Annotated in this window: 10 protein-coding genes; 8 read left to right on the forward strand and 2 right to left on the reverse strand. The window is 73.9% G+C overall.

Translation table 11 applies throughout. The features are described 5' to 3' along the window. Positions 1-157: 157 nt before the first annotated feature. Complete coding sequence (locus I4I78_RS23165) at positions 158-1,444, reverse strand: acyl-CoA dehydrogenase family protein (RefSeq protein ID WP_218613583.1); 1,287 nt, start codon at positions 1,442-1,444, stop codon at positions 158-160. A 205-nt stretch (positions 1,445-1,649) separates the two neighbouring features. Here I4I78_RS23165 and I4I78_RS23170 point away from each other — a divergent pair, with 205 nt between their 5' ends. Continuing rightward, complete coding sequence (locus I4I78_RS23170; protein WP_218613584.1) at positions 1,650-2,297, forward strand: hypothetical protein; 648 nt, start codon at positions 1,650-1,652, stop codon at positions 2,295-2,297. Positions 2,298-2,448: 151 nt separating this feature from the next. After that, on the forward strand, positions 2,449-4,035 hold the full coding sequence (locus I4I78_RS23175; protein WP_218613592.1) for an AMP-binding protein: 1,587 nt from the start codon (positions 2,449-2,451) through the stop codon (positions 4,033-4,035). Between the two features lie 4 nt (positions 4,036-4,039). Here I4I78_RS23175 and I4I78_RS23180 read toward each other — a convergent pair whose 3' ends face one another. Beyond that, entirely contained in the window at positions 4,040-5,365 is a 1,326-nt protein-coding gene (locus I4I78_RS23180) for an Ig-like domain-containing protein (protein WP_218613585.1), read from the reverse strand. A 153-nt stretch (positions 5,366-5,518) separates the two neighbouring features. Between I4I78_RS23180 and I4I78_RS23185 the strand changes: the two genes are divergently transcribed. The 6 genes from I4I78_RS23185 to I4I78_RS23210 form a co-directional block, all read left to right on the forward strand. Next, a complete protein-coding gene (locus I4I78_RS23185; RefSeq protein WP_218613586.1) occupies positions 5,519-6,718 on the forward strand; it encodes a cysteine desulfurase-like protein in 1,200 nt (399 codons plus the stop codon). 27 nt (positions 6,719-6,745) lie between these two features. Continuing rightward, on the forward strand, positions 6,746-7,909 hold the full coding sequence (locus I4I78_RS23190; RefSeq protein ID WP_218613587.1) for an ABC transporter substrate-binding protein: 1,164 nt from the start codon (positions 6,746-6,748) through the stop codon (positions 7,907-7,909). Positions 7,910-8,010: 101 nt separating this feature from the next. Beyond that, positions 8,011-9,051 (forward strand): iron ABC transporter permease, encoded by a 1,041-nt coding sequence (locus I4I78_RS23195; RefSeq protein ID WP_218613588.1) that lies wholly within the window; start codon positions 8,011-8,013, stop codon positions 9,049-9,051. Next, positions 9,048-9,968 (forward strand): ABC transporter ATP-binding protein, encoded by a 921-nt coding sequence (locus I4I78_RS23200; protein WP_218613589.1) that lies wholly within the window; start codon positions 9,048-9,050, stop codon positions 9,966-9,968. The genes I4I78_RS23195 and I4I78_RS23200 overlap by 4 nt, the downstream gene beginning before the upstream one ends. 153 nt (positions 9,969-10,121) lie before the next feature. Further along, entirely contained in the window at positions 10,122-10,961 is an 840-nt protein-coding gene (locus I4I78_RS23205; protein ID WP_218613590.1) for a uridine kinase, read from the forward strand. Continuing rightward, the coding region (locus I4I78_RS23210; RefSeq protein WP_218613591.1) for a molybdenum storage protein subunit alpha at positions 10,961-11,721 on the forward strand (761 nt) is incomplete at its 3' end. The genes I4I78_RS23205 and I4I78_RS23210, both read left to right, overlap by 1 nt.

Consider the following 11,721-nt stretch of genomic DNA (forward strand, 5'->3'; position numbering starts at 1 on the left):
GGGACGACCGGGTGAGCGAAGGGACCCCTCGGGACACCCACCGGCGGGCCCGGAGGCGCGCACCGACACCGGCTCCGGTCGCGAGGGAGCCCCCGGCGACACCCAGGTGAGCGAGGGGGCCCTCGGGACACCCGGCCGAGACGGACGCGGCGGTGGCTCAGGCGTTCGCGGTGGACAGGTCCAGGTACTCGGCGAACTTGCGGTGGGCGGCCTCGGTGCGGGTGGGGACGTGCTCGGTGGGCACCTCGACCGGGGTGTAGCCGCGCAGGAGCCGGCGCGCGACCGACTCCTTGTGCACCTCGTCCGGGCCGTCGTAGATCCGGGCGGCGCGGGCGGCGCGGTACATCTGCTCGAGCGGCAGGTCGCCGGAGAAGCCCAGCGACCCGTGCACCTGGATCGCGCGGTCGATCACGTCGTGCAGCACCTTGGCGCCCCAGTACTTGATCATGCCGATCTCGATCCGGGCGTTCGAGGCGCCGACCTGGTCCATCGTCCACGCCGCGTGCAGGGTGAGCAGCCGCGCCGCGGCCATCTCGGCGGCCGAGGTGGCGACCCAGTCCTGGACCATCTGCTTGTCGGCCAGCCGGGAGCCGCTCGCGGTGCGGCTCACGGCCCGTTCGCACAGCATGTCGAACGCGCGCCGGGACTGGCCCAGCCAGCGCATGGCGTGGTGGATCCGGCCCGGGCCGAGACGCTGCTGGGCGAGCTTGAAGCCGTCACCGGGGTTGCCGACCAGGTTCTCCACCGGCACCCGGACGTCGCGGTAGACCACCTCGGCGTGCCCGCCGTAGAGCTCGCCGCCGACCTCGGGGTGGTCCATCACCGGGATGTCGCGCACGACGTCGACGCCGGGGGTGTCGGTCGGGACGACGATCATCGACGCGCGCTGGTAGGGCGCCGCGTCCGGGTCGGTCACGACCATCACGATCAGGAAGTCCGAGTTCGTGGCGTTGGACGAGAACCACTTGTGGCCGTTGATCACGTAGTCGTCGCCGTCCCGCACGGCGCTGGTCGTCAGCAGCGTCGGGTCCGCGCCCGCGCCCGGCTCGGTCATCGAGAAGCAGCTGCGCACTTCGCCGCGCAGCAGCGGGTGCATCCAGCGTTCCTTCTGCTCCGGGCTGCCCCCGATGGCGAGCAGCTCGGCGTTGCCGGAGTCCGGCGCCTGGTTGCCGAAGATGCCCGGCGCGTAGCGGCACTGGCCCAGGATCTCGTGCATCAGCCCGAGGCTGACCTGCCCGAACCCGCCGCCGCCGAGCTCCGGGGGCAGGTGCGCGGCCCACAGGCCCTGCTCCTTCACCCGTTCCTTGAGCGGCGCGGTGATCCGCGCGAACGTAGGCCGGTCGACGTCGAGCGTCTCCAGCGGAATGATCTCGTCACGGACGAAGCCGCGCATCCACTTGAGCTTCTCGTCGAACTCCGGATCGGTACTGAAATCCCAGGCCACCGTCGAATCACCTCTCGCCGCATCGTTGCCGGGCGAACGTAACCCACGGCCGGTCACGTCCGGAACGGCTGCCGGGTCGCGGAGCGGGTGACGCGGCATCGTCAAAACTGTGGAGACCGCGCCGATCCGGCTAGCACCGGACCGGCCCACCCCGATGAGCGGGTTGCGGCGTGCGACGGGTGCGCCATCGTGCAGGGGAGAATTCGTGAAGAAGAGCCGTTTCGTCAGCGCCGTCCTCGGAGCCGCAGTGGCGGCCGGTGCGTCGCTGGCCGTCGCCGTTCCCGCCTACGCGGCTCAGCCCGATGTCAACACGAACGCCAGCGCCAAGACCGAGTGCGACAAGAACATCGAGCGCGCCATCCTGCCGGTCCACGTGCTCAACCGGGACAGCGCGCCGATCGACGTCCGGGTGACCACGTCCTACGGCCAGGTCAAGCAGTCCAAGATCGCCCCGGGCAAGGCGTTCTACAACCGCTTCGACACCGGCAAGGGCTCGGTGCCCGCCGGCAAGGTCACGATCGCCGCGTACAAGTTCGAGAACGGCAAGGGCCACTACGCCGTCTCGACCGCCTCCTACGGCGCCTCGTCGTGCGTGGTGAACCCCCGCCTGGCCACCACGGCGACCGACTCCGACCACGACGGCCGGATCGACTCGGTCACCGTGCGTAACGTTGGCGCGCACGCGATCCAGGCCCGCATCTCGGGCGTGGCCGGAAGCACCGCGAAGACGCTGGCCCCCCGGGGGACGTTCACGGTGACCGACCCGTCCGACCGGTCCCCGGTGGCCGTGGTGACCGCGTACAAGTTCGTCGAGGGCAAGGGCTACTTCACCTCGAGCGTCGTCCGCCCCTGACCGCAGGACCGCCGCGCGGGCCGGGCTCCCACCCAGGGACCCGGCCCGCGCGGCGTTGCGGTGGCGCAGGCGGTGCGGGGAAGCTACGCAGGTGACCGACGCCATCGCCGCACCGAGCTCCGCCGTGCGCCCTGCAGGAGTGCCCTCCGACCTGGAGTCGCTGTCGTTCGAGACGCTGACCCCGGTGTCCTTCCTCGACCGGGCCGCCGCCGCGCACGGCGAGCGCGTCGCCGTCGTCGACGGGGACCTGCGGCTGACCTACGCCGAGCTGCACGACCGCTGCCGACGCCTGGCCGGCGGCCTCGCACCGCTGGCGGGCGGCCGCCCGGTCGCGGTGCTGGTGCCGAACACCCACGTCGGGCTGGAGGCGGCGTTCGGCGTGCCGTGGGCCGGTGTCCCGCTGGTCGCGGTGAACACCCGCCTGTCGGCCGGCGAGGTGGCCTACATCCTGGAGCACTCGAACTCCGCCGTCCTCGTGCACGACCCCGTGTTCGACGAGCTCGTCGCGGACGTGCTGAAGCGCATGGACAGCGCCGGTACTCGTTCCGCCGGCGCTCCTCCCGGCCGGCCCACCGTGATCCGGGTGGGGGAGGACTACGAGGCGCTGATCGCCGGGGCCGAGCCGCTGGCGATCACCCCGGACGACGAGCGGTCGCTGCTCTCGATCAACTACACGTCCGGCACGACCGGGAAGCCCAAGGGCGTGATGTACCACCACCGGGGCGCCTACCTGCAGGCGTTGTCGATGGTCGGGCACACCGGGTTGACGCCGTCGTCGGTGCACCTGTGGACGCTGCCGATGTTCCACTGCAACGGCTGGTGCTTCCCGTGGGCGGTCACCGCCGCCGCGGCGACGCACGTCTGCCTGCCGAAGGTCGAGCCGTCCCGGATCTGGGAGCTGGTCCGCGAGCAGGGGGTGACGCACCTCAACGGTGCCCCGACCGTCCTGTCGATGATCGCCTACGCGCCGGAGGCCGGTCCGGTGGAGACGACCGTGAAGGTCGCGACCGGCGGGGCCCCGCCGAGCCCGGCGATCCTGCGCCGGATGGCCGAGCTGGGCTTCGACGTCACCCACCTCTACGGCCTGACCGAGACGTTCGGCCCGGCCATGATCTGCGACTGGCAGCCGGAGTGGAACGAGCTCGACGGGGAGACCCAGGCCCGGATGAAGGCCCGCCAGGGCGTCGGGAACATGATCGCGTGCGCGGTCCGGGTGATCACCGACGACGGTGCCGACGCCCCCGCCGACGGCGAGACGACCGGGCAGATCGCGTTGCGCGGCAACAACGTCATGCTCGGCTACCTCGACGATGAGCAGGCCACCCGGGACGCCGCACCGGACGGCTGGTTCCGCACCGGCGACATCGGCGTGATGCACCCGGACGGCTACGTGGAACTGCGCGACCGGAGCAAGGACGTGATCATCTCGGGCGGGGAGAACATCGCCTCGGTGGAGGTCGAGCAGGCCATCGCCGACCACCCGTCGGTCCTGGAGGCCGCGGTGATCGCGGTCCCGGACGACCGCTGGGGCGAGGTCCCGGCCGCCTACGTGACCCTGCGCGACGGGGAGTCGGCCACCGAGTCCGAGATCATCGAGCACGTGCGGACGCGCCTGGCCCGGTTCAAGGCGCCCAAGACCGTCACGTTCACCGAGCTCCCGAAGACCTCCACCGGCAAGATCCAGAAGTTCGTGCTGCGCGACGAGGCGTGGTCCGGCCAGGAGCGCCGGATCCGGTGACGGGTCAGCTCGCCCGGGCCAGTGCCGACATCGACTTCCAGTCCGCCCAGGTGATCGCCCAGTCGTAGATGTCGCCGTCGGCGGCGGTGAGCTCCTGGGTGGTGCCGACGACCTCGACCGGGTCGCCGAAGACCGCGCTGCCGAAGTAGGAGCGCGCGTCGGCGGTGGAGAGGTTCACGCAGCCGTGGGTGACGTTGCTGTTGCCCTGCGACGACGCGGACGCCGGGTTGGCGTGGATGAACTCGCCGTTGTTGGAGATCCGCACGGCCCAGTACTGGGGTAGGTCGACGTAGCCGTAGTCGCGGTTGGTCATCAGCACCTTCTGCGACTTGCCCATGACGACGTGGGTGCCGCTGCGGGTGACCCGGCGCGGGTCGGACTCCTTGCCGTAGGAGGCGTCGAAGGTCTGCACGGTCTTCCCGTCGCGCACCACCACGAGCTGGTGGCTCTGCGCGTCGGCCTTGACGATCTGGCTGCGCCCCACGGTGAACGTGCTGCTCAGGTCCTTGGCCGCATAGCCCGCAGCGCCCAGGTCCATGCCGTAGAGCGGGGCGTCCACGGTGACGGTCGTGTGCGCGGGCCAGTAGGTCCGCGGCCGGTAGTGCACGCGCGAGCCGTCGGCGGTGTCGGGCAGCCAGGCCCAGGCGCCCTCGACCTTCCTCGACGTGCGCACGCTCAGCGCCCGCTCGACGTCGGCCTTGGCCTTGTCGGTCAGCGTCCGGTCGAACGTGATGATCACCGGGGCGCCGACGCCGACGGTCGCGCCGTCGCCGATGTTCATCGTCGCTCGCGCCGTGCGGGCCGGGTCGAGGGTGCCGAACTGCCCGGTCAGCGGCGTGACGGTGCCGTCGTCGCGGACCCAGGAGCCGCTCCAGCGGTAGGTGGAGCCGTAGCCCAGCGGTTCGGTCGCCGTCCAGGTGCGCCCGTCCGGGGCGAGTGCCCCCTGTACGGCCTCGCCGTCGGCGTTGCGCAGCGCGACGTCGCGCAGCTGCCCGCCGGTCACGGTGGTGCCGACGGCGTCGCGCGGCCCGGTCCCGGTGGCGCCGGCGGGCGGCATGGTGGTGAGCACCGGCGCGACGGCGGGCTGCCGGATCTCGCCCGCCCCGCGACCGGCGTCGTCGCCCGGGCCCCGGTCGGCGCCGACGAGGTTGCCCGCGATCGCGTTCCGCACCGAGTCCGACGCGAACGCCGTCGCACCGCCGGCCGCCAGTGCCGCCACGATCACACCGACGGCCAGGAGCTTGGCCAGTGTGCGACGGTGCAGTGTCCGCAGGCCGACTCGCCGCCGGGGGCGGTGCCGTCCTCGCGACCGCTCCCAGGAACGAGACATGTGAGCCATGATCACAAAGTCGTGACACCGGGTGGTCAACTTGGGGTCACGTTTCGGTAACCCGGGTGAGTCGCAGGCGGGTCGCACACACCCGTTGTCGATGCGAGGCTCGACGCGCCACCCGACCGGGTGGGAAAGAGTAGGAGCAGTTCCATGAGCTACGACGTCGCCGCCGTGCGGAGCCGGTTCCCCGCGCTGCGGGCCGGGATCGCGCACTTCGACGGGCCCGGCGGGTCCCAGGTCCCGGACGCGGTGGCCGGCGCGGTCGCCGCCACGATGACCTCGCCGCTGGCCAACCGCGGCGCGGTCACCCCCGGGGAACGCGCCGCCGACGCGATCGTGCTCGGCGCCCGGGCGGCCATGGCCGACCTGCTCGGCGCGGACCCGCGGGGGGTCGTGTTCGGGCGCAGCATGACCGCGGTGACGTTCGACCTGGCCCGGACGCTGGCCGCGACGTGGTCGCCGGGCGACGAGATCGTCGTGACCCGCTTGGACCACGACGCGAACATCCGCCCCTGGGTGCTCGCCGCCGAGGCGGCCGGGGTGACCGTGCGGTGGCTGGACTTCGACCCGGAGACCACCGAGCTCGACGACGTGTCCGCGGTCCTGTCCGGTCGGACCCGGCTGGTCGCGGTGACCGGGGCGTCGAACCTGGTCGGCACCCGGCCGCCGATCGAGCGGATCGCGGCGGCCGCCCACGATGCGGGGGCTCTGGTGATGGTGGACGGGGTGCACCTGACCGCGCACGCGCCGGTCGACGTCGCGGCACTGGGGGCGGATCTCTACGCGTGCTCGCCGTACAAGTTCCTCGGCCCGCACTGCGGTGTGCTCGCCGCGTCGCCGGAGCTGCTCGAGACGTTGCGCCCGGCCAAGCTGGCGCCGTCCTCGGACGCCGTCCCGGAGCGGTTCGAGCTGGGCACGCTGCCCTACGAGCTCCTCGCCGGGACGACCGCGGCCGTCGACTTCCTGGCCGGGCTGGCCCCCGGCGGGGCCGCGGACCGGCGCGGGGCGATCAGGGCGTCGATGGCGGCGGTGCACGCGCACGAGGAGCCGCTGCGCGAGCGGATCGAGAAGGAGCTGGCGGAGCTGCCCGGCGTCCGGGTGCGCTCGCGGGCCGCGCGGCGCACGCCGACACTGCTGGTCACGTTCGACGACCGGGACCCGGCGGAGGCGTACCGCTTCCTCGCCGAGCGCCGGATCAGTGCTCCGGCCAGCTCGTTCTACGCGCTGGAGGCCTCGCGCCGGCTCGGCCTCGGCGACACCGGCTCGCTGCGGATCGGCCTCGCCCCCTACACCGACGACGCCGACGTCGACCGGCTGCTCGAGGGCCTCGCCGCGTTCGTCGGCAGGTGAGCCATCCACGTATGTGAGACTGCTCAGGTGAGCCTGCGATGTCGTCCGGCCGGTCTCGTGGTCGCCCTGCTGTTGCTCGCCGGGTGCTCGGCGCCGCCCGCACCGACGTCGGCGGCGCTCGGGTGCGTGCCCGCCCCGGCGGCGACGACCCAGTTCCGGTACGCGCGCAACGTCGCGATCACGCCGGGCCCCGGCTACCGGGTCCTGACGGTGCGGCAGCCCTACCCCGGTGCGGCGCCGCAGTCGCTGGTGCTCCTCTCCTGCGACGCACCGGACCCGGCGCTGCCCCCTGCGCTGGCCGGGGCGAGCGTCCTGCGCTCCCCGGTGGCCGGGGTGTTCTCCGGCTCCACCACGCAGCTGCCGTTCGTCACCGAGCTGGGCGCGCTGGACCGCCTCACCGGCGTCGCCGACCCGGCGCTGGTCAGCGACCCGGCCGTGCGGGCGCGGATCGACGCCGGCGGGGTCACCACGTTCGCCGCCGGCGGCATCACGAACGCCGAGCAGGTGATCGCGGCCGCGCCCGGCGTGCTGCTGAGCCAGGGCACCGACGACCCGGCGTTCCCGGCGCTGCGGGCCGCGGGGATCCCGGTCGTCGGGTGGGCCGACTACCTGGAGTCCGGGCCGCTCGCCCAGGCCGAGTGGATCAAGGTGATGGGTGCCCTGACCGGTCGCGACGCCGAGGCCGCGGCCGCGTTCGACGCGATCGCCCGGCGCTACACGGACTTGGCTGCGCGCGCCCGCGGTCAGGTGCCGACACCGATCGTGGCCGGCCAGCCGTACCAGGGGACGTGGAACGTCCCGGCCGGCGGCTCGACGGCGGGGGCCCTGTTCCGCGACGCGGGTGCGAGCTGGTCCGCCGCGTCGACCTCGGCCGCGGGGACCCTGCCACGGTCGCTGGAGGCGGTGCTCGCCGCGGACGGCGGCGCCCGGACCTGGCTGGCCGACGGCCCGTGGCGGACCACCGCCGACGTGGCGTCCGCCGACCCGCGCCTGCCCCGGATCGCCGCGGCCGGGCCGGGCGGGCAGGTGTGGACCCGGGACAAGCTGCTCGGGCCCGGCGGTGGCAACCAGATCTACGAACGCGGCGTCGCACACCCCGACGAGGTCCTTGCCGACCTGGTCGCGATCCTGCACCCGCAGCTGCTGCCCGGGCACGGGTTCGTCTACTACCGCCGGGTCCCGACCGGGTGACGGGCACGCTGCGAGGCGCCGCGCGCGGCCGCGGGAACGATGGCCGAGCCAATCCTCCGGACCCGGCGGACGGCGGGGCCGGGGACCGGTCCGGCCGGACCGTGGCTGCCGTCCTTCTCGGACTCCTGGCCGCGGTGGCGGTGGCGTTCGCGCTGGCCGTCGCGCTCGGTTCGGTGACCATCCCGCCGGCGGAGACCGTGCGCTCGTTGCTCGGGGCCGGCGATCCGCGTCTCGGCGTGCTGGTCCGCGACGTGCGGGTGCCGCGGGCGGCGGCGGCCGCCCTGGTCGGCGCCGGTCTGGGCGCGGCCGGGCTGCTCACCCAGACCCTGTTCCGCAACCCGCTGGCCGAGCCCTACGTCCTGGGCGTCAGTGCGGGCGCCGGGCTCGGCGTCGCGCTCTACGTGACGGCCGGGACCGGCGCGGTCGCCGCGTTCGCGACCGGCGGGCTCGGCGCCGCGCAGGGCGGGGTGAGCCGGCTGGGATCGGTCGGGGCCGCCGCGCTCGGTGCGGCGATCCTGCTCGGTCTGGTGCTGCTGCTCTCGCGCTGGACCCGGTCCACGGTGACGCTGCTCGTCGTCGGCGTGATGGTCGGGTCGGTGGTGACCTCGGTCGTGAGCCTGCTGCTGGTGTGGACCGACCCGCGCACCGCGCAGCAGTACCTGGTGTGGGGCCTGGGCAGTGTCGACGGCGTCGCGCTCGCCGACCTGCCGGTGCTGGGCGGGATCGTCGTGGCCGGGCTGCTCGGCGTCGCGCTGCTGGCCAAGCCGCTCGACGCGCTGCTGCTCGGCGACGACTACGCCGCCACGATGGGCGTCGACGTGGCGCGGGTGCGGGGCGGCGTGCTGGTCGTCGCCGCCGTGCTGGCCGGGACCGTGACGGCGTTCTGCGGGCCGGTCGGCTTCCTCGGCATCGCGGTCCCGCACCTGGCGCGCCTGGCCGTCGGGACGTCGCGGCACCGGGTGCTGGTCCCGGCCACGGTGCTCACCGGGGCGCTGGTCGGGCTGGGGTGCGCGATCGTCGGGCACCCGCCGGGCACCGGCACCGTGCTGCCGCTCAACGTGGTGACCTCGCTGGTCGGGGCACCGGTGGTGATCGTGGTGCTCTTGCGCAGCCGCCGTCTCGCCGCGGGGTCGGTCGGATGAGCGGGCTCGGTCGGATGAGCGGCGGACCGGGAGCGCGGCGACCCGGGCCCGGCGGTCTGGTCCTGGACGGGCTGACCGTCGGGCACCGCCGCGGCCGGCGGACCCGCCCGGTGCTCGAGGGCCTGTGCGCACACGCCGCGCGCGGGGAGCTGACCGTGCTGATCGGGCCGAACGGGTCCGGCAAGTCGACGCTGCTGCGCACCCTCGCCGGGCTGCTGCCGCCGTTGCGCGGCGCCGCGCTCCTGGACGGCGACGACCTGCTCGGCCTCGCCGCGCCGGAGCGGGCCCGCCGGGTCGGGGTGGTGCTCACCGACCGTCCGGACGGCGGTCTGCTCACCGGGCGCGACGTGGTCGCGCTCGGGCGCTACCCGCACACCGGCGCGACCGGGGCCCTGCGCCCGCAGGACCACGCGTGCGTCGACGAGGCGATCGACGCCGTCGGCGCGGGCGGGCTCGCCGAGCGGCGGCTGCAGGAGCTCTCCGACGGCGAGCGGCAACGCCTGCTCGTCGCCCGCGCGCTGGCCCAGCGGCCGTCGCTGCTGCTGCTCGACGAGCCGAGCGCGTTCCTCGACGTCTCCGCGCGGGTCGCGCTGCTCGGGGTGCTGCGCAGGCTCTCCCGCGAGCAGGACCTGTGCGTGCTGATCTCCACCCACGACCTGGAGCTGGCACTGCGCCTCGCCGACACCGCGTGGCTGCTCGACGGTGACGGCGCGTTCGACACCGGGTCGCCCGCCGAGCTGGCGGGCTCCGGGGCGATCGGGCGCGCATTCGACACCGAGGAGCTGGCCTTCGACCCGGACGCCGGCGTGTTCCGGCTCCGGGACGCCGGAGACGGGGCGGCACCGCCCGACCGTGTGCCGGAGATCACCCGATCGGCGGTCGTCGACGCGGATGCGGCTCCTCCCGGGCACCGCTGACGCAACGTCGGCCGGTCGCGCGCCACGGCGACCGCAGGACGGCGTCCGCGCACGTCACGGCACGGTTCGGCAAGCGAGGCGGGGCTCGCTACGGTCGACCCCGACAGGCCGCCGCGGACCCCGCGCGGCCGACCCGATCCGAGAGGAACCCCGATGACGGGAGCCGCGAGCGCGGCCGAGCTGGAGTCGTTGCTGATGACCCGCTCGTTGAACGACCCGGAGCTGATGGCGGCGACCGGCGCGACGCCGGACAAGCCGATCCTGCCCGACGTGTCGGTGGTCAAGGTCGGCGGCCAGAGCTTCATCGACCGCGGCCGCGAGGCCGTCTACCCGCTCGTCGAGGAGCTCCTCGAGGCGCGTCGCACGCACAAGCTGCTGATCGGCACCGGCGGCGGCACCCGGGCGCGGCACGCCTACTCCCTCGCCGCCGAGCTCGGCCTGCCCACCGGTGTGCTGAGCTCCGTCGGCTCGGCCGTCGCCGGGCAGAACGCGCAGATGCTGGGCTACCTGATGGCCCAGCACGGTGTCCCGGTCGTGGCCGGCGCCGGTTTCGACGCCCTGGCGCTGTACCTGTCCGAGGCCCGCGCCGCGATCTTCGCCGGGATGCCGCCCTACGACATGTGGCAGCCGCTGCCGGACGAGGGCGTCATCCCGCCCTACCGCACCGACGCCGGGTGCTACCTGGTCGCCGAGACCTACGGCTGCCAGAACATGATCTTCGTCAAGGACGAGGACGGCCTGTACACGGCCAACCCGAAGAACGACCCGAAGGCCACCCTGATCCCCGAGATCACCGTGGACGAGCTGATCGAACGCGACCTGCCCGACCTGGTGATCGAGCGCCCGGTGCTGGAGCTGATGCGCCACGCCCGCTACGTCCGTTCGGTGCAGATCGTGAACGGTCTCAAGCCCGGGAACCTGACCCGCGCTCTCGCCGGCGAGCACGTCGGCACCGTGATCACCGCTTCCGGAAGCACCGGAGGGAAGGCCTGATGAGCACCTCGTACAGCAAGGACGTCCCGTCGCCGCTGGCCCGCCAGACCCTGCTCGACCGGGACCAGGTCCGGCCCGTGGACCAGCGCCAGCCGGTGATCCGGATGCTGCCCCGGCTCAAGGTCGTCGTCCTCGGTGGCCGCTCGATCATCGACAAGGGCCGGGACGTGCTGATCCCGGTCGTCGACGAGCTGCGCTCCGCCATCACGGCGAACGATGCGCAGAAGCTGCTGATCTGCACCGGTGCCGGTATCCGGGCCCGGCACGCCATGGGCGTCGGCCTCGACCTCGGCCTGCCGACCGGCGCGCTGTCCACCCTGGCCGGCCGCGAGGCCGAGCAGAACGGGCACATGGTCGCGGCGCTGCTCGCCGAGCAGGGCGTGTCCTACCTGGGCCACGACACCGTCGCCCACCAGCTGCCGGTGCACCTGGCCGCGTCGAACGCCGCGGTCACCAACGGCTTCCCGCCGTTCGGTGTGCACGAGTTCCCGCCCGCCGTCGGCAAGATCCCGCCGCACCGCACGGACTCCGGCGCGCTGCTGCTCGCCGACGCCTACGGCGCCGAGTCGCTGACCTACGTCCGCGACGTCGACGGCGTCCTGGACGGCGACCCGGCCGCGGGCGGCTCGCCCGCGCTGATCCGCAACGCCAAGGCCGCCGAGCTGCTCGCCGACCCGGCCCGCCCGCTCCCGATCGACCGTCTCGCCCTCGAGCTGCTCGGCCGCGCCAAGCACGTCCGGGAGATCCAGATCGTCAACGG

The sequence above is a fragment of the Pseudonocardia sp. KRD291 genome (assembly GCF_019263595.1).
Classification (GTDB): domain Bacteria; phylum Actinomycetota; class Actinomycetes; order Mycobacteriales; family Pseudonocardiaceae; genus Pseudonocardia.

Bases quoted from the DNA above. Each gene is read 5' to 3' on its own strand.
- I4I78_RS23180 (WP_218613585.1), bottom strand. From the start codon at position 5,365: ATGTCTCGTTCCTGGGAGCGGTCGCGAGGACGGCACCGCCCCCGGCGG.
- I4I78_RS23185 (WP_218613586.1), top strand. From the start codon at position 5,519: ATGAGCTACGACGTCGCCGCCGTGCGGAGCCGGTTCCCCGCGCTGCGG.
- I4I78_RS23200 (WP_218613589.1), top strand. From the start codon at position 9,048: ATGAGCGGGCTCGGTCGGATGAGCGGCGGACCGGGAGCGCGGCGACCC.
- I4I78_RS23205 (WP_218613590.1), top strand. From the start codon at position 10,122: ATGACGGGAGCCGCGAGCGCGGCCGAGCTGGAGTCGTTGCTGATGACC.